General features: G+C 71.8%; 15 protein-coding genes. 13 read left to right on the top strand and 2 right to left on the bottom strand.

Annotated elements, in window-relative coordinates; genetic code table 11:
• Positions 1-66: 66 nt before the first annotated feature.
• Together menD and SACE_RS33320 are read left to right on the top strand one after the other, a co-directional pair.
• On the top strand, positions 67-1737 hold the full coding sequence (menD, locus tag SACE_RS33325; RefSeq protein WP_009944029.1) for a 2-succinyl-5-enolpyruvyl-6-hydroxy-3-cyclohexene-1-carboxylic-acid synthase: 1671 nt from the start codon (positions 67-69) through the stop codon (positions 1735-1737).
• A 143-nt stretch (positions 1738-1880) separates the two neighbouring features.
• The gene (locus SACE_RS33320; RefSeq protein WP_011875195.1) at positions 1881-3383 is read left to right on the top strand and encodes a M1 family metallopeptidase; all 1503 of its coding nucleotides are present in this window, start codon (positions 1881-1883) and stop codon (positions 3381-3383) included.
• 89 nt (positions 3384-3472) lie between these two features.
• Here SACE_RS33320 and SACE_RS33315 read toward each other — a convergent pair whose 3' ends face one another.
• The gene (locus SACE_RS33315) at positions 3473-4735 is read right to left on the bottom strand and encodes an isochorismate synthase (RefSeq protein WP_231849870.1); all 1263 of its coding nucleotides are present in this window, start codon (positions 4733-4735) and stop codon (positions 3473-3475) included.
• Positions 4736-4823: 88 nt separating this feature from the next.
• On the opposite strand from SACE_RS33315, the gene SACE_RS33310 reads away from it, so the two are divergent.
• The 3 genes from SACE_RS33310 to SACE_RS33300 all read left to right on the top strand — a co-directional run bounded on the left by SACE_RS33310 (position 4824) and on the right by SACE_RS33300 (position 7455).
• Positions 4824-5600: a DUF3592 domain-containing protein gene (locus SACE_RS33310; RefSeq protein WP_021341348.1), complete on the top strand. Its 777-nt coding sequence runs from the start codon at positions 4824-4826 to the stop codon at positions 5598-5600.
• Between the two features lie 243 nt (positions 5601-5843).
• Complete coding sequence (paaC, locus tag SACE_RS33305) at positions 5844-6704, top strand: 1,2-phenylacetyl-CoA epoxidase subunit PaaC (RefSeq protein WP_044548088.1); 861 nt, start codon at positions 5844-5846, stop codon at positions 6702-6704.
• A 166-nt stretch (positions 6705-6870) separates the two neighbouring features.
• Entirely contained in the window at positions 6871-7455 is a 585-nt protein-coding gene (locus SACE_RS33300) for a hypothetical protein (RefSeq protein ID WP_011875192.1), read from the top strand.
• Between the two features lie 171 nt (positions 7456-7626).
• Here SACE_RS33300 and SACE_RS33295 read toward each other — a convergent pair whose 3' ends face one another.
• Positions 7627-8511, bottom strand: a complete 885-nt coding sequence (locus tag SACE_RS33295) for an inositol monophosphatase family protein (RefSeq protein WP_009944038.1) — start codon at positions 8509-8511, stop codon at positions 7627-7629.
• Positions 8512-9107: 596 nt separating this feature from the next.
• On the opposite strand from SACE_RS33295, the gene SACE_RS33290 reads away from it, so the two are divergent.
• The 8 genes from SACE_RS33290 (at position 9108) to nuoE (ending at position 17443) form a co-directional block, all read left to right on the top strand.
• Entirely contained in the window at positions 9108-10220 is a 1113-nt protein-coding gene (locus SACE_RS33290; RefSeq protein ID WP_197537719.1) for a glycosyltransferase family 4 protein, read from the top strand.
• 221 nt (positions 10221-10441) lie between these two features.
• Complete coding sequence (locus SACE_RS33285; protein WP_009944043.1) at positions 10442-11134, top strand: demethylmenaquinone methyltransferase; 693 nt, start codon at positions 10442-10444, stop codon at positions 11132-11134.
• 897 nt (positions 11135-12031) lie between these two features.
• Positions 12032-13330, top strand: a complete 1299-nt coding sequence (locus SACE_RS33280) for a geranylgeranyl reductase family protein (RefSeq protein ID WP_009944044.1) — start codon at positions 12032-12034, stop codon at positions 13328-13330.
• A gap of 162 nt (positions 13331-13492) precedes the next feature.
• Positions 13493-13873, top strand: coding sequence for an NADH-quinone oxidoreductase subunit A (locus SACE_RS33275; protein WP_009944045.1), 381 nt, complete (start codon positions 13493-13495; stop codon positions 13871-13873).
• Positions 13874-13901: 28 nt separating this feature from the next.
• Complete coding sequence (locus SACE_RS33270) at positions 13902-14564, top strand: NuoB/complex I 20 kDa subunit family protein (protein ID WP_009944047.1); 663 nt, start codon at positions 13902-13904, stop codon at positions 14562-14564.
• Positions 14565-14569: 5 nt separating this feature from the next.
• Positions 14570-15319: an NADH-quinone oxidoreductase subunit C gene (locus tag SACE_RS33265; protein WP_011875189.1), complete on the top strand. Its 750-nt coding sequence runs from the start codon at positions 14570-14572 to the stop codon at positions 15317-15319.
• Positions 15320-15362: 43 nt separating this feature from the next.
• Positions 15363-16712: an NADH-quinone oxidoreductase subunit D gene (locus SACE_RS33260; RefSeq protein ID WP_011875188.1), complete on the top strand. Its 1350-nt coding sequence runs from the start codon at positions 15363-15365 to the stop codon at positions 16710-16712.
• A gap of 5 nt (positions 16713-16717) precedes the next feature.
• Positions 16718-17443 (top strand): NADH-quinone oxidoreductase subunit NuoE, encoded by a 726-nt coding sequence (gene nuoE, locus SACE_RS33255; protein WP_011875187.1) that lies wholly within the window; start codon positions 16718-16720, stop codon positions 17441-17443.
• Positions 17444-17445 lie beyond the last annotated feature (2 nt).

Raw genomic sequence — 17445 nt, 5'->3', positions numbered from 1 at the left:
CCTGCCGGGCCGGCGGCCGGGGTGACGTCTGACCGCCGACCGCAAGCGATTTTCAGGGGTGATGGGTTGAATCCGTCCACGGCCCAGGCCGAGGTCCTCGTCGACGAGCTCGTCCGCAACGGGGTGCGCCAGGTGGTGCTGGCCCCGGGGTCCCGCAACGCACCCCTGTCCTTCGCTCTGCACGACGCCGCCGAGGCGGGCAGGCTCGATCTGCACGTACGCATCGACGAGCGCAGCGCCGGGTTCCTCGCGCTGGGCATCGCCACCCGCACGCGGCGCCCGGTGGTCGTGGTGTGCACCTCGGGTACCGCGGCGACGAACCTGCATCCGGCCGTGAGCGAGGCGTGTCACGCGGGGATCCCGCTGATCGTGCTGACCGCCGACCGCCCGCCCGAGCTGCGGGCCGCTGGCGCGAACCAGACGATCGACCAGTACCGGCTCTACGGCACCGAGGTCCGGCTGTTCGACGAGCTCGCGGTGGCCGAGAACCGGCCCGGCCAGAACGCCTACTGGCGCACCCAGGTGTGCCGGGCGGCGTCGATGGCAGCCGGCACCACCTGGGGCGGCCCGGTGCACCTGAACCTGCCGTTCCGGGAGCCGCTGGTGCCCAGCGGCGACCGCGACTGGTGCGAGCCGCTGGACGGGCGGGCCGACGGGCAGCGCTGGACCGAGGTCTCCGGGAACGAGAGCGCGCCGAGCACGCTGTCGAAGGTGCGGTCGCGCCGCGGTCTGGTCCTGGTCGCCGACGGCGGCGCCGATAGCGCGAGCGCCTGGGGCGAGCGGTACGGCTGGCCGGTGCTGTCGGAGACCGGCGGTGTCGGGCTCTCCGGCGCGGCCGCGATCAGCACCGGCATGTGGCTGCTCAAGCTGCCCGGCTTCATGCGCGACCACCGCCCCGAGCAGGTGCTGTGCGTGGGCCGCAACACGGTCTTCCGCCAGGTGCAGAGCCTGCTCGCCGACTCCGAGGTCGAGGTCCTGCTGGCCCACGGCGGCTCGCACTGGCCGACGCCCGCGCACAACGTGCGGGAGGTCGCCGAGACCTTCGGCGCCTCGCCGGGACCCGCCGACCCCGACTGGCTGACCGGCTGGCAGCAGGCCGACCAGAAGGCGTCGGCGGCCCTGCACGCGGCGCTGGACCTGGAGCGGTGGCCGAACGGGCCGGTCGTCGCCCGCGACGTCGTCGACGCCCTTCCGGCGGGTTCGCTGCTGGTGCTGGGCTCCTCGAACCCGACGCGCGACGTCGCCCTCGCCGCGAACCACCGACCGGACGTCGTCGTGCACCGCAACCGCGGCGTGGCCGGGATCGACGGCACGGTGTCCGCGGCGATCGGTTCCGCGCTGGCGCACGGCGGCCCGTCCTACGCGCTGCTCGGCGACCTGACGTTCCTGCACGACAGCAACGGGCTCATGCTCGGCCCGCAGGAACAGCGCCCGGACCTGACGATCGTGGTCCTCAACGACGACGGCGGCGGCATCTTCTCCCTGCTGGAGCAGGGAAGTCCCGAACACCGCGGCTCCTTCGAGCGGGTCTTCGGCACCCCGCACGGCACCGACATCGGCAGCCTCTGCGCGGCCCACGGCGTCGAGCACACCGTGGTGCGGCAGCGCTCGGAGTTCGGCGTCGCGCTGCGCCGGCGTCCCGGGCTGCGCGTGGTCGAGGTCCGCGCCGACCGCGCCGAGCTGCGCGGCGTGCACGAGCGCCTGCACGCCGCGGTGCGCGGCGCACTGCACGGCTGATCGGGTCGCGCACCTCCCGGATTCCCGTTTTTCCTTGTGAGATGGGAAAAACCGCTTCCTCCGTTTCGCTCCGGGGAACACCGCGCCTTCCTTAGTCTCCTTGCGGGCCACGCCTGGTGGCCCGGATTCCAAGGAGGTAGCAGGTGTTTCGACGACAGGGCCTGCGAGTGGCGGCCGCTGCCTGCTGCGCCGCGGCGTTCCTCGCCACGCCGGCGCTGGCCGGCAGCGACGGTCCCGGCGCGCCAGGGGTGGGCGACGACTACTTCCCCGGTTACGGGAACGGCGGCTACGACGTCTCGCACTACGACGTCCAGGTGCGCTACCGGCCGGCGGACGACTACCTGCAGGGCACGACCACCATCGTGGCCAAGCCGACGCAGAACCTGACCGCGTTCAACCTGGACTTCGCTTTGAAGGTGAAGTCGGTGCTTGTCAACGGGCAGCGTGCGCAGTTCGAGCACGACGGTCTGGAGCTGACCGTTACCCCGCCGCGGACTCTGCCGCAGGGCAGCCTGGCGACGTTCGTCGTCGAGTACGACGGCGTCCCGTCGACGGTCGAGGCCGGCGGGATCAAGCCGTGGATCCGCACCGCCGACGGCGCGCTCGCGATCGGGCAGCCGGAGATCTCGTCGTGGTGGTTCCCCGGCAACGACCACCCGCGCGACAAGGCGACCTTCGACATCGCCGTCACCGTGCCCGACGGCACCGAGGTGCTGGCCAACGGCGTCAACACCGGGAAGTCGAGCCTGGCGGGCCAGACCACGTGGCAGTGGCGGACCACCAAGCCCACCGCGACATACCTGGCGTTCATGGCGGTCGGGCAGTACGAGATCAGCACCAAGCCCGGCGCGTTCGGCCAGCCGTTCGTCACCGCCTACTCCGACAAGCTCGGCGAGTACGAGGGCGCGGCCAAGGCCAGCATCGAGCGGACGCCGGAGGTCGTGGAGTTCCTCTCCGGGCTGTTCGGCGAGTACCCGTTCGAGGCGCAGGGCGGCGTGGCCACCTCCGAGGGCATGAGCTTCGCGCTGGAGAACCAGACCCGGCCGACCTACAGCCACCTGTTCTTCCGCCGCGGCGCGAACATGTCGGTGGTCGTGCACGAGATCGCCCACCAGTGGTTCGGCGACTCGATCTCGGTCGACACCTGGCGCAACATCTGGCTCAACGAGGGCTTCGCCTCCTACGCGGAGTGGCTGTGGTCGGAGGCGCAGGGCACCGGCACCGCGCAGCAGCTCTTCGACCACTACTACTCGTCGACACCGGCCGACGACCCGTTCTGGCAGGTCAAGCCCGGCGATCCGGGCGCTGCCAACGTGTTCCACGGCGCGGTCTACGACCGCGGCGCGATGACCCTGCACGCGCTGCGCAACGTCGTCGGCGACGCGGCGCTGCTGGACATCACGCGCACCTGGGTCGCGGAGAAGCGCTACCAGACCGGGACCATCGAGGAGTTCATCGAGCTGGCCGAGCAGCGCTCGGGCAAGCAGCTCGACGAGTTCTTCGAGGCGTGGCTGTTCACGCCGGGCAAGCCCGCCGTCGGCGCGGCGACCGGCGTCCCGGCCAGCGCCACCACCGCGTCGCTCGTGCCGCCTCCGGCGGTCGCCGAGATCGACGCGGTGCACGAGCGCGTGCACGACCACGACTGACGAACGGTTCCGTCCTGCCGGCGGCGCCGGGCACCACGCCCGGCGCCGCCGGTTCGCGTCCAGGCGCCGACGGCCCGGGTCTTGCGGCGCTAGGCGATGCCTTCCAGCGCCTCCCGCATCGGCAGCAGCTTCGCTTCCGCCTCGGCCACTTCCAGGTCGGGATCGGAGTCGGCGACGATGCCGCACCCGGCGAACAGCCGGACCCGGCCCTCCCGGTCCTCGGGGGCCGACTGGATCTGCGCGCAGCGCAGCGCCACCCCGAACTCGCCGTTGCCGCGGGCGTCGACCCAGCCGACCGGACCCGCGTAGCGGTCGCGGTCCATGCCCTCCAGCTCGTGGATGAGCTTCACCGCCTGCGGAGTCGGCGTTCCGCCGACGGCGGCGGTCGGGTGCACGGCGTCGGTCATCCGCAGCAGCGTCGCCTGGCTGCCGCTCAGCACGCCGGAGACGTCCGACGCCAGGTGCATGACGTTGCGCAGGCGGAGCACCGACGGTTCCTCGGGCACGGTCAGCTCGGTGCAGAACGGGCTCAGGCAGGTGGCCAGCGAACTGGCCGCGTAGTCGTGCTCGCTGCGGTCCTTGCCGGAGGCGAGCAGCTCGGCGGCGAGCTCGTCGGCACCGCGGCCCTCGCGCGGCCATATCGTGCCCGCGAGCACCCGGGAGCGGACGAGCTGCCCGGTGCGCTCCAGCAGCAGCTCCGGGGTCGCCCCGACCAGCCCGTCCACCGAGAAGGTCCAGCAGCTCGGGTAGCGGGCCGCCAGGTTGTTCAGCAGGAAGCGGCCGTCCAGCGGGTCGGACGTGCAGGCCAGCAGGTCGTGGGCCAGCACGATCTTGTCCAGGTCGCCGACCTCCCGCATGCGGCGCACCGCGTCGGCCACGGCCTGCCGGTATCCGGTGGCGCTGAGCTGCCCGTCGCTGTAGCGGACCATGCCGGGGTGCGCGACCGGTTCAGGCGGGCGCGCGGCGGCCGGCTCGCCGACCGTGGTGACCCAGCGCACGCCGTCGCGCTGGCCGACGAGCACCTCAGGCACCACGAGTACGGAACGACCGGGCTCCTCCGCGAACGCCATGCTCGTGAAAGCGACCGGCCCTGTACCGGGCAGCCCGACCTCGTCGTGCACCTCGACCTGCTCCGCCCAGTCCTGCCACCAGGCGTCCGCCTCGACGAAGCGCTCGGTGCCGGAGGTGTCCAGCCGGGCCGCGCAGCCCCAGCCGACCAGGCCGTCGCCGTCGCGCACCCAGCTCATCGGGGTGTCGCGCGGCAGGAGTTCCAGCAGAGGCCGATCGTGCAGGGGATCACCTGCACGGAGCCTCCGTGTACGCGCGGTCAGCAGACGCGAGGTAGTGGCCACCCTTGGAGGGTAAGCGGAGCGTGCACGAGAGTGGCGGTGGCCGATGCCCTGCCCGCCCGAGCACGCCAAGTCCCTACAATCGGTCACCGTGGCGAGCGACGCGGTGGCACCGGACGCGGCCGACTCGGTGACCGACCCGAGCACGGTAGGTGACGAGGCGGCGACTCGCAGTCCGGCGTCCGGCGAGGAGGCGGCCCGCCGCCGCCCGGAGGAAGGCGGCGACGAGGCGGCTCGGGCCCCGCGCGACGGCGACGTCAGCCGGGACTCGCGCGGCGACGAGGTGACCCGCGGCCCGCGCGGTGACGACGTGGCACAGGACCCGCGCGACGCGGTTCGGGACTCGCACGGCGACGACGCAGCCGAGGGCCCGCGCGGCGATGAGGCGGCTCAGGCCCCGCGCGACGGCGACGAGACGGCTGCCCGTCCGCGCGCCGGCAGCGGGGCGGGGCGCCGACCGCGGCGCGATGCGCGGCGGATCGCCGCTCGCGGCGTGCTCGGCCTGTTGCTGCTGCTCACCGGTCTCCTGCTGGCGATCATCGTCGGCTGCTTCATCAACGACCGCACCATCGAGGAGTCCCGCGGCCAGGCGGTCGCCGAGGTGGTGGACAGCTCCTTCACCCGCACCGTGGTCCGCTTCAGCACCGACGAGGGCCGGGTGTACATCCCGCCGGCAGGCGTCCTCTACCCCTCCGGGCTCCAGCAGGGACAGCTCGTCCGCGTCGAGTACGACACGCGCAACCCCGACCTGGTCCGCGTCGCGGGACGGACGATGGTGCTCTCGCTCCTGCCCGTCGGCACGGCGATCGCGGGGACCTGGCTCGTCCTGCTGCCGACGTACCTGGTGCTGCGCAGGCGCCGCGCCTGAACCCGCGCCGGGTGCCGTCGCAGGCGGTCGGCGTGAACCTGGCTGCGACGCTGCTGAACCCGGCGCGGATGCTGTCGAACCCGCCGCGGGCGCTGTGAACGTGGTGTGTGCGTTGCTGAACCCTCCGCACACGGCGGTCCCACGCGGCGAGCGCTGACTTCCGTATCGTGGCGCCCGGTGTGACACTGGTGCGTGCTCCGGGTGCCACACCGCGGCACCGTCGCACTCGCGTGCGAGGTCGTCATGAACACTCCGGGTACGCGATCCAACACGGCGGGATGGGTGCTCGGCGCACCGTCCGCCTCCACTGTGGACAGGTCGGTGCCGGACTCGGTGTCCGCAGTGGACCTCTCCACCTACTGCCTGATGCTGGGCGACGACGCGCTGGTGCTGTCGGCCCGGCTGTCCGAATGGGGCGTCCGGGGATCCGACCTCGCGACCGACATCGCGCTGGCCACCATCGCGCTGGACCTGTTGCGCCAGGCCAGGATTCTCCTGGAACGCGCGGGCGAGCTCGAAGGCGCCGGCCGCGACGAGAACCGGCTGGCCCACTTCCGCGACGCGGCGCACTTCCGCAACGTCCGGCTCGCCGAGGTCGACTGCGGACCGGGCCGCAGCGGCGACTTCGCGGCCACCGTCGCCCGGCTCCTGGTGATGTCGACGTGGCGCGCGGCCGTGTTCGAACGCCTCGCCCGCACCCGCGACCCCGTCCTGTCCGACCAGGCGTCCCGGAGCATCGCCACGCTGACCGCGCACCGCGACCACGCCGGCCGCTGGGCCGCGTCGCTGGGCCGGCGCGGCACCGAGGAACGCGCCGCGCTGGCCGACGGGCTCGAGCGCATCTGGCCGCTGGTCGGCGAGCTGTTCAGCCCGCACCCGGTCGAACTGTCGCTGGCCGAGGCGGACTGCGCCGTCGACCCGGCGGCGGTGCGCTCCGACGTCGTCGCCCACCTCGACACCGTCCTCGCCGAGGCGCGCGTCGACCGCCCCGACCCGGCGGTGTTCACCACCTTCACCCCGCCCGGCGGGCGGGAAGGGGCGCACACCGGTTCCATGGAGTTCCTGCTCGCCGAGATGCAGTACCTAGCCCGGTCGGCCCGGTAAATGAGTAGTTACCCGCAAGAACCCGATGCCGTCGCGGGTGCACAGTGAAGCGATGGGTCGGGAACCCGTCCACGGCGCGCACCGTCGCAGCGGGTGAGGGGACGGCACGGCGTCCGAGTCCGGCGCGGGTTTCCTTCCAACGCCGAGCGGAAAGGCACAACTCGACATGGACGGGTTATGGGTGCAGGTGCTGGTAGCGGTCGTCGCGGGCGCCGTCGGCGCCGCTGCGACGATGGTGTTCGCCGCCGCCGTGCGGCGCCGCGTTCCCGGGCGGCAGCAGCGGCAGGAGGTGCACGCACCGCCGCCACCCGCCGCCCCGGCCGTCCCGCCGGACCGGTGGTCACCCCAGCTCCAGCGGTGCGAACAGGCCATCCGCCGCGCAGGCAGCGCCGTCGAGTCGGTGTCCTCGGCGCACGCGCGCCAGACGCTCAACGCCGTCGTGCAGCGGATGGACGCCGAGATGCCCCACATCCGCGCGCTGGTCGAGCTCGGTCGCGGTCTCGACGCCGACGCGGTGGGTCAGGAGGTCGTCCTGCACCGGGTGCACCAGCAGCTCGAGGACGCCGCGGTCCGCTTCGCGATGTTCACCGACCACGTGCTCGAGGTCGTGCTGCAACTCGTGGCCGACCCCGACATGGGCCGCGTGCACCAGCAGGTGACGGTGCTGAGGGAGCAGTTCCCGCTGCTGCGGCCGATGTCGGCCGTGCTCGCGCCGGACGCCGCCCCGCGCCGCTCACTGCTCAACGTCTGAGCCGCGAAGGGCTTGGGGAGCGGGTGCGGTCAGTCGCACGTCAGCCGGTCGACTCCGGCCTTCGGCCAGCCGGAGGGGCGGTCAGGGTAGGTGACTCCGACGCGCAGCCAGCCGGTTGACTCCGGTGTTCGATCAAATCGGTCGACCGCGCGCGGTCGACCGGACGTTCTGTCAGCCGGTCGACTCCGACGTCCGGTCGCCGGTCGACTGTGACCACCAGTGCAGGACGTTGTCGGCGACGCCGGGCGCGGCGACCAGCAGGCCGTCGGAGGGCAGCGCGGTGTGGCGGCCCTGGCGGTCCAGCACCGCGGCACCGGACTCGGCCGCCAGCGCCAAGGCCCCCGCCACGTCCCACTCCTCGTACGAGTCGAGCACCGCGGCCATCGCGTGGCCCAGCGCGACCTGGGCGATCGCCAGCGCCGGCGACCCGAGCAGCCGCACGCCCACCTGCGCGGCCGTGGCGTTGGTGATGAACCGGTCCATGCCGCACCACGCGCCGGTCCTGGTCAGCTCGGTGCACACGATCCCGGCGCGGGTCTCCTGCTGGTCGGACAACCGCACCGGAGTCCCGTTCGCCCGCATCCCGCGCCCGCGCGCCGCCGCGTAGATCTGCCCCCGGTACGGGTCGGCGACCACCCCGACCACCGGCCCGTGCTCGTCGAGCATCGCCAGGCTGTAGGCGCACCACGGCAGTCCGGCGACGTAGTTCGCGGTGCCGTCGACCGGGTCGACCGACCACCGGAACCGCGCCGAACTCGACCGCGCGGCCCACTGCTCGGCGACCGTCGTACCTGGTGAGGAGTCGAACTCCTCGCCGAACACCGGGATCCCCGGGAACTCGTCGGCCAGCACCCGGCGGGTGTGGCGCTCCAGGATGCGGCCGGTGTCGGTTACCCAGTCGAAGGGCGACTCGGTCGCCGCGGGTCTGGCTCCCCGCCCCGCCGTGTCGGTGATGACGTCGGCAGCGTCATTGGCAAGCCGGCCCGCGATCTCCAGAGCGCGGGAAACCAGGCCGGGCTCGACCCGCTGGGCGGGCTCGGATGGCAAGGCGGTCATGCCGCCTCAGCGTCATCGCGCTCGGTGTCCGCAGCGCTACGTGCAGGTGGACGGCGGGGGATGAGCAGGTCACGTTTCCGGGAGCTCTCCGCGACCGCCCGGCGAGCGGGTTTTCCGGACGGTATGGGGGAAAACGGCCGAACGGGGAGCGGGCGGGTTCGGTGCGGACGGGGTTGGTGGCGGGCCCGAGGCCAGCGGAACGCTACCCGAGCGGGGCGCTTGCGGTGGGCGGTTCGGGTTTCGCGCTGGTGTGACGTTGGCGATGGCGGAGGCGGGTGCGGGTGTGCCTGGTGGCGGGCGTTGGCGGCCGGAGGTTTGGGGGACTGCCGGTTGTGGTGGTGAGCGGTGGCGGGTGGCTGTTGCGGTGGCTGGTCGGCTTGGCGGCGCGTTTCCCGGCGGTGGGCGGCCGGCTTGGCAGGGCGCCTCCCGGCGGCGGTGGTCGGCGCGGCGGAGCGCTTCCTGGCGGTGGGCGGTCGGCTCAACGGAGGTGGCCGCTGGTGGGGCGGCCGGCGTGTTGGGGGTGTCTTCGGTTGCAGTTGGGGCACCCGTCATGTTGCGGTCGTCTGATCGCCGGTCCGGCCCGGGACGGTATGAGCGTGCGGATCGCTATCGTCACCGAAAGCTTCCTGCCCCAGGTCAACGGAGTGACCAACTCGGTGCTGCGGGTTCTGGAGCACCTGCGCCACCGCGGGGATTCCGCGCTGGTGGTCGCTCCCGGCGCGGGCCCGGCCGAACACGCGGGCACCCCGGTGGTGCGGCTGCCCGCCGTCGACCTGCCGGTGGTCTCCTCGCTGCCCATCGGCTTCCCCACCCGCAGGCTCGTGCAGTCGCTGCACGAGTTCCAGCCCGACGTCGTGCACCTGGCGTCGCCGTTCGTCGTCGGTGCCCGCGGCCTCGCCGCCGCCCGCAAGCTCGGCGTGCCTACGGTCGCGGTGTACCAGACCGACGTCGCGGGCTTCGCGGAGTCCTACGGCCTGGGCCTGACCGCCCGCGCGGCCTGGCGCTGGACGCGCAGGCTGCACAGCGGCGCCGACCGCACCCTCGCACCCTCGAGCTGGGCCGTCGATGCCCTGCGGAACCACGGCGTCCCTCGCGTGCACCGCTGGGGCCGCGGAGTCGACACCGCCCGGTTCTCCCCCCGCCACCGGGACGAAGCGCTGCACGACGAACTGGCTCCCAACGGCGAACTGCTGGTCGGCTACGTCGGCAGGCTCGCCCCGGAGAAGCACATCGAGAAGCTCGCGGTGCTAAACGACATGCCGGGTGTGCGGGTGGTCGTGGTCGGCGACGGACCGCAGCGCGCGTCGCTCGAAGAGGCACTGCCCGGCGCCGCCTTCCTCGGCCTGCGCACCGGCGAGGAGCTGGCACGCATCTACGCCAGCCTCGACGTCTTCGTGCACACCGGGCCATACGAGACGTTCTGCCAGGCCGTGCAGGAGGCGATGGCCTCCGGCGTCGCGGTGGTCGCACCGGACGCGGGCGGCCCCAGGGACCTGGTGCTGCCCGGCCGCACCGGCTACCTGCTGCCGCCGGACGACACGGCGGCCCTGCGCGACGCGGTCAACGCGTTGCGCGACGGCGCGCTGCGCACCAGGTTCGGCCAGGCCGCGCGGACCGCGGTGTCGGGCCGCACCTGGCCGGCGCTCTGCGACGAGCTGGTCGCCCACTACCGCGCGGTGCTCGACACGCCCCTGCGGGCAGCGGCCTGAGGCAGCGGCCGGAGCTTGAGGCACGGCCTTACGGGGTTTGACGGGCCGAGGCTCTGCGGAGCGGGCGGCGGTGCGTGTCTCGCGGGCGGAGCTGTGGCGGAGCAGGCAGCGGCCTGGCCCGCGGGAGCGCGGGTGCGGGCGCGGACCTTCGGGCAGCGGGAGACCCCGGTGGAGGAGCGGGCAGCGGCCTGACCTCCGGGGGCGCCGCGTAGGCTGACGGCGTGTCTAGGGCAGGTTTGGACAAGAACCCGCGTGAGGTCGCCGCGATGTTCGACGGCGTCGCGCGACGCTACGACCTGACCAACACGGTGATCTCGTTCGGCCAGGACCGGCGCTGGCGCCACGTCACCCGCGACGCCCTCCAGCCGAAGGCCGGCGAGCGCATCCTGGACCTGGCCGCGGGCAGCGGAGTTTCCACGGTCGAGTTCGGCCGCTCGGGCGCCTGGTGCGTCGCGGCGGACCTGTCGGTCGGCATGCTCCAAGCGGGCCGCCACCGCGAGGTGCCCATGGTCGCGGCGGACGCCCTGCGGCTGCCGTTCGCCGACGAGTCCTTCGACGCGGTGACGATCATGTTCGGCCTGCGCAACCTGACCGACACGGTCGCGGGCCTGCGGGAGATGGCCCGCGTGGTGCGGCCGGGAGGACGGCTCGTGGTGTGCGAGTTCTCCACCCCCACCTGGAAGCCGTTCCGGTCGGTCTACATGCTCTACGTGATGCGGATCCTCCCGCTGGTGGCGGGCGCGGTCGCCTCGAACCCGGACGCGTACACGTACCTGGCGGAGTCGATCCGCGACTGGCCCGACCAGAAGGCCCTCGCGGGCAAGATCGCCGAAGCCGGGTGGGGCGAGGTCGCCTGGCGCGACCTCACCAACGGCGCCGTCGCCGTCCACCGCGCCGTCAAGCCGGCGAGCTGAGGGAGCGGTACAGCTGGGCGGTCTTCGACGGCGGTTCTTTGGTGTCGGGTCGCCTTGGGTGGTGGGGGCGCGTGGGTTTTCGAGGCACTCACCCTGGCCTTGCGGGTCGCTTTGAGGGCGGGGGTGCGCCGGTTTCGGGGCAGCCAGTGGGGCTGGCGGGTCGCTTTGAGGGCCGGGGGCGCGCGGGTTTTCGAGGCAGCCAGTGGGGCTGGCGGGTCACCTTGAGGGCGGGGGCGCGCGGGTTTCGACGCATCCGGTAGGGCTGGCGGGTCACCTTCAGCGTGGGGGCGCGTGAGATTTCGACGCATCCAGTGGGGCTGGCGGGTCACTTTCAGCGTGGGGCGCGTGGGTTTTCGAGCCACTCACCCTGGCCATGCGGGTCGCGGTGGGTTTGGGGTTTCTGGGGCGCTCGCCGCCCCCAGCCCCCGGCAGGTCTCCGGGATGAGTTTTTTCGAGGCATCCTGCGGTTGGCGGTTGGCGGTTCTCATCCCGTCGACCTCCACGAGGGCTATCAGACCGCGTCAAGGGGGCCGGCTTTTCGAGGCAGCCTGCGGTGGGGAGCGAGCGGGCCCCCTTGACCCGGTCTGATCGGGCTGGCGCCAGGTCGACGGGATGAGAGCCGGGCACCGCGTTTTTGGTTGTGGTGCCTGTGTGGTTGGTGTTGCGTGTGGTGTCCGTCGTTCGGCTGTTCGGATCGTCACGTTCGCCGTTGGGGTGGTGGTGGGGGTGCTCTGTGGGGCGGAACAGGCCTTTCACCTGCGATGACGGTCACCCGGCTGGCCTATTTCGCGGACTCGATCGCGGGCTGGTCGCGGCTTAGACTCGGAGTTAGTGAACTCGTTCACAAGCGGGATCCGAAGGGGTCCCGGGGAGTCGAAGCACGATTCGAGGAGTGTCATGACGAGCGCCACCAGCCGCCGCGGGCCGAACGAAGACGCCGACGTGATCGTCGTCGGTGCGGGTCCGGCCGGATCGACGGCTGCGACGTACCTGGCCCGGGCGGGCCTGGACGTGCTGCTGCTGGAGAAGAGCACGTTCCCCCGCGAGAAGGTCTGCGGCGACGGGATCACGCCGCGCGGTGTCAAGCAGCTCGTCGACCTGGGTGTTGACACTCGCGAGGAAGCGGGCTGGCTGCACAACCGCGGCCTGCGCGTGGTCGGGGGCGGCGTGACGGTCGAGCTGGACTGGCCGAGCCTCGCCGACTTCCCGCCCTACGGGGTGGTGCGGCCGCGCAACGACTTCGACGACCTGCTCGCCGGGTGCGCCAAGCAGGCGGGGGCCCGGATGGTGGAGAACACCACGGTCACCGGCGCGGTGACCGACGACCGGACCGGGCGCGTGGTCGGTGTCGAGGGCAAGAGCGGGCCGGAGCGGGAGCCGGTGACCTACCGCGCGCCGCTGGTGCTGGGCTGCGACGGGGTGTCGGCGCGGCTCGCGCTGTCGGTGGGCATCCAGAAGCGCGAGGACCGGCCGATGGGCGTGGCGGTGCGCCGCTACTACGACAGCCCCCGCACCAAGGACGACTTCCTGGAGTCGCACCTGGAGCTGTGGGACCGCTCGAACCCCGCCGAGCCGACGCTGCTGCCCGGCTACGGCTGGATCTTCGGCATGGGCGACGGGACCGTCAACGTCGGGCTCGGCATCCTTTCGACGTCCAAGGCGTACGGCAACACGGACTACCGGCAGCTGCTCCGGTCGTGGCTGGACGGCACGCCCGAGGAGTGGGGGTTCCGGGAGGAGAACGCCACCGGGCGGATCGGCGGCGCCGCGCTGCCCATGGGCTTCAACCGGGTGCCGCACTACCGCGACGGCCTGCTGCTGGTCGGGGACGCCGGCGGCATGGTCAACCCGTTCAACGGCGAGGGCATCGCCTACGCCATGGAGTCGGCCCGGCTGGCAGCCGAGTGCGTGGTGCACGCGATGGCCCGGCCCGCAGGGCACTCCAGGGAGCAGGCCCTGGGCCGCTACCCGCGGGTGGTGTCGCAGTCGATGGGCGGCTACTTCCGTATGGGCCACATCTTCACCAAGTTGATTGGCAATCCCACCGTGATGCGGATGGCCACCAAGCACGGTCTACCCAGGACCACGCTCATGCGTTTCGTGTTGAAGTTGCTGGCAAATCTCTACGACGCCAAGGACGGTGACGCCATGGACCGTGTGATCAGCGCCACTACTCGGCTCACCCCTAGCGCCTGATGGCGGGAGTCTGGTCAGATGTGCACGAAGGACGTGTGTGACAAGTCATAAAGTTAGGTTCGCCTCACTACTGAGCCGACACGGTCGACCGCATAGAGTGCGCAACTGACGGCTGTGGCGTGATTTCCGTCTCGGCGGGGGCCATCGAAGGAGGGCAGTGCGGTGCTCAACCAGTACGGGCTCGATGCCTACGTCCCGCTGGTGCTGATGTTCGCGTTGGCACTGGGGTTCGCGGTGTTCTCCGTGGCGATCGCTCCGCTGGTGGGCCCCCGCCGGTACAACCGCGCCAAGCTCGACGCCTACGAGTGCGGCATCGAGCCGTCACCGCAGCCCGTCGTCGGCGGCGGCCGGATGCCGGTCGCCTACTACCTCACGGCGATGTTGTTCATCCTGTTCGACATCGAAATGGTCTTCCTCTATCCGTTCGCGGTCTCCGCGGACTCCCTCGGCCTGTTCGGCGTGGTCGAGATCGTGTTGTTCATCGCCACCGTCGGGTTCGCCTACGTATACGTGTGGCGGCGCGGCGGCCTGGACTGGAACTAGCCGCAGCGACGCGGGAAGGAGTGCCGAGATGGGGCTGGAAGAGAAGCTGCCCAACGGCATCCTGTTGGCCAACGTGGAGAAACTCGTCAACTGGACGCGGAAGACATCCGTGTGGCCTGCGGCCTTCGGGTTGGCGTGCTGCGCGATCGAGATGATGACCGTCGGCGGATCCCGCTACGACATCGCCCGGTTCGGCATGGAGCGGTTCTCCGCCACGCCCCGGCAGGCCGACCTGATGGTCGTCGCCGGCCGGGTGACCAACAAGATGGCCCCCGTCCTGCGGCAGGTCTACGACCAGATGCCCGAACCCCGCTGGGTGATCGCGATGGGCGTGTGCGCCTCCAGCGGCGGGATGTTCAACAACTACGCCGTCGTGCAGGGCGTCGACCACGTCGTGCCGGTCGACATGTACCTGCCGGGCTGCCCACCGCGCCCGGAGATGCTGCTCGACGCGATCCTCAAGCTGCACGCCAAGATCATGGACGAGCCGATCAACGCCAAGCGGGCCGCGCTGCGACTGGAGAGCGGCGCCCGCACCGAGCTGGTCCCGTCCTCCGAGCGCTACGCGCCCAAGAACCGCTCGCAGCGAAAGCTCGCCGAGCGCCAGCAGGCGGCGCAACGACGTGAGATGGGCGCCGAGAAGCCGTTGGGCGCTCTCGAAGAGCGCGCAGAGCTCAACGCGGGCAGGTGAGTTCGTTGACCGAGAACCAGACCACGCCGGACCCCGGCGAACCCGGCTCCAGCGCCGACCGACCCGGTGGCCTCGTGCCGACCGGCGACAGCGCGGAGTTCGTCGCCGGCCGCTCCCGCAAGGGCATGTTCGGAGTGCGCGGCACCGGTGACACCTCCGGCTACGGCGGCCTGCGGCTGCCGGCCTACGTCCCGGCACCCGCCGAGCGCCCCTACGGCGGGTGGTTCGACGAGGTGGCCGACGGCCTCTTCCTCGCTCTGCGCGAGCGCGGCGTCCCCGCCGAGTCGGTGCTGCAGGTGACCGTCGACCGCGGCGAGATCACCTTCTACGTCGACCGCGACCACCTGCTGGAGATCTGCCGCAGCCTGCGCGACGACCCCGCGCTGCGCTTCGAGATGTGCGCGTCGGTGTCCGGTGTGGACTACGGGCCGGAGGTCCCGCAGCGGCTGCACTCGGTGTACCACCTGCTGTCGATGACCTACCGGCGGCGCATCCGGCTGGAGGTCGCGCTGGACGTCGACGACCCGCACGTGCCGTCGGTGGTCGAGGTCTACCCGACCGCCGACTACCAGGAGCGGGAGACCTACGACATGTTCGGCATCGTTTACGACGGGCACCCCGCGCTCACCCGCATCCTGATGCCCGACGACTGGGACGGCCACCCGCAGCGCAAGGACTACCCGCTCGGCGGGATCCCCGTGGAGTACAAGGGCGCCGAGATCCCGCCGCCCGACCAGCGCAGGGCTTACTCGTGACGCACGCGGCCCGGCCGAAGTGCCACACCACGAAGGGGTGGAGATGAGTACCGAACCACTGGCCGATCCCGCCGCCGGCCTGGGTGATCCCTACGCGGCGTCGTCCCGGGAGACCACCGAGGGACGGGTCTACACGGTCACCGGCGGCGACTGGGACGAGTTCATCGACGAGTCCGCGGGCGAGGAGCGGATCGTCATCAACTTCGGCCCGCAGCACCCTTCCGCGCACGGCGTGCTGCGGCTGGTGTTCGAGCTCGAGGGCGAGACGATCGTCAAGGCCCGCTCGGTCATCGGCTACCTGCACACCGGCATCGAGAAGAACGTCGAGTACCGCACCTGGACCCAGGGCGTCACGTTCGTGACGCGCATGGACTACCTCGCGCCGCTGCACAACGAGACCGCCTACTGCATGGCGGTCGAGAAGCTGCTCGGCGTCGAGGCGCCGCCGCGGGCGCAGACGTTCCGGGTGATGCTGATGGAGCTCAGCCGGATCGCCTCGCACCTGGTCTTCCTGGCCACCGGCGCGATGGAGATGGGCGCCACCACCGGCATGACCTTCGGCTTCCGCGAGCGCGAGGAGGTCCTGCACCTGCTGGAGTACCTCACCGGCCTGCGGATGAACCACGCGTTCGTCCGCCCCGGCGGGGTCGCCCAGGACCTGCCCGAGGACTACCGGCAGAAGGTCCTGGACTTCATCAAGGTGATGGACTCCCGGCTGCCCTCCTACGACAAGCTGTTCACCGGCCAGCCGATCTGGAAGCAGCGACTCAAGGACGTCGGTTACCTGCCGCTGGACGGCTGCATGCAGCTCGGAGTGACCGGGCCGGTGCTGCGCTCGGCCGGGCTGGCCTGGGACCTGCGCAAGGTGCAGCCCTACTGCGGCTACGAGGACTACGAGTTCGAGGTGCCCACCAGCACCGGGGCCGACTGCTACGCCAGGTACCTGCTGCGGCTGGAGGAGATGCACCAGTCGCTCAAGATCATCCGGCAGTGCCTGGACAAGATGGAGCCGGGCCCGGTGATGGTCTCCGACGCCAAGATCGCCTGGCCGGCCAAGCTGACCATCGGACCCGACGGCATGGGCAACTCGCTGGAGCACGTCCGCAAGATCATGGGTCAGTCGATGGAGTCGCTGATCCACCACTTCAAGCTGGTGACCGAGGGCTTCGACGTGCCGCCCGGCCAGGTCTACGTGCCGGTCGAGTCCCCGCGCGGCGAGCTCGGCTACCACGTGGTCTCCGACGGCGGCACCCGCCCGATGCGGGTGCACGTGCGCGAACCCAGCTTCGTGAACCTGCAGGCGCTTCCGGCGATGGTCGAGGGCGGGCTGATGGCGGACGCGATCGCCTCGCTCGCCTCGCTCGACCCGGTGATGGGCGGGGTGGACCGGTGACGGACATGAGCAACACGAGCGCGGTCTTCGGCGAGGACGTGCGGGCCGACGCCAAGCAGATCATCGGCCGCTACCCGGAGTCGCGGTCGGCGCTGCTGCCGATGCTGCACCTGGTGCAGTCGGTGCAGGGCCACGTCAGCACCGAGGGCATCGAGTTCTGCGCCGAGCAGCTCGACCTCTCCACCGCCGAGGTCAGCGCGGTGGCGACGTTCTACACGATGTACAAGCGCAAGCCGTGCGGGCAGCACCTGGTCAGCGTCTGCACCAACACGCTGTGCGCGGCGCTGGGCGGCGACTCGATCTACCGGACGCTCAGCGAGCACCTCGGCGTCGGTCACGACGAGACCGCGGGCACGCCCGGTGAGGAGGGCTCGCTGACGCTGGAGCACGCCGAGTGCCTGGCGGCCTGCGACCTCGGCCCGGTACTCCAGGTGAACTACGAGTACTACGACAACCAGACTCCGGAGAAGGCGCTGGAGCTGGTCAAGGCGTTGCAGCGCGGGGAGAAGCCCGCGCCGACGCGGGGCGCACCGCTGTCGGACTTCCGGGGCGCCGAGCGCCAGCTCGCCGGGTTCTTCGACCGGCCGGGCGGCAGCTACGAGGACACCGTGGACGGCCCGTCGGCGGCGGAGGAGACGTTGCGCGGAGCGCGCATCGCCAACGAGCGGGGCTGGACCGCCCCGGCGATGCCCGACGACGCCGAGCTCCCGCCGCTGCCGGAGAAGAAGTGAGG

The sequence above is a fragment of the Saccharopolyspora erythraea NRRL 2338 genome, assembly GCF_000062885.1.
GTDB classification, from domain to species: Bacteria; Actinomycetota; Actinomycetes; order Mycobacteriales; family Pseudonocardiaceae; genus Saccharopolyspora_D; species Saccharopolyspora_D erythraea.
The sequence above is the reverse complement of the archived record's forward strand: the minus strand, read 5'-3'. Positions and strand labels throughout refer to the sequence as shown.

Bases quoted from the DNA above. Each gene is read 5' to 3' on its own strand.
- SACE_RS33280 (WP_009944044.1), top strand. From the start codon at position 12,032: ATGACGAGCGCCACCAGCCGCCGCGGGCCGAACGAAGACGCCGACGTG.
- SACE_RS33300 (WP_011875192.1), top strand. From the start codon at position 6,871: ATGGACGGGTTATGGGTGCAGGTGCTGGTAGCGGTCGTCGCGGGCGCC.
- SACE_RS33295 (WP_009944038.1), bottom strand. From the start codon at position 8,511: ATGACCGCCTTGCCATCCGAGCCCGCCCAGCGGGTCGAGCCCGGCCTG.
- SACE_RS33270 (WP_009944047.1), top strand. From the start codon at position 13,902: ATGGGGCTGGAAGAGAAGCTGCCCAACGGCATCCTGTTGGCCAACGTG.
- SACE_RS33260 (WP_011875188.1), top strand. From the start codon at position 15,363: ATGAGTACCGAACCACTGGCCGATCCCGCCGCCGGCCTGGGTGATCCC.
- nuoE (WP_011875187.1), top strand. From the start codon at position 16,718: ATGAGCAACACGAGCGCGGTCTTCGGCGAGGACGTGCGGGCCGACGCC.
- paaC (WP_044548088.1), top strand. From the start codon at position 5,844: ATGAACACTCCGGGTACGCGATCCAACACGGCGGGATGGGTGCTCGGC.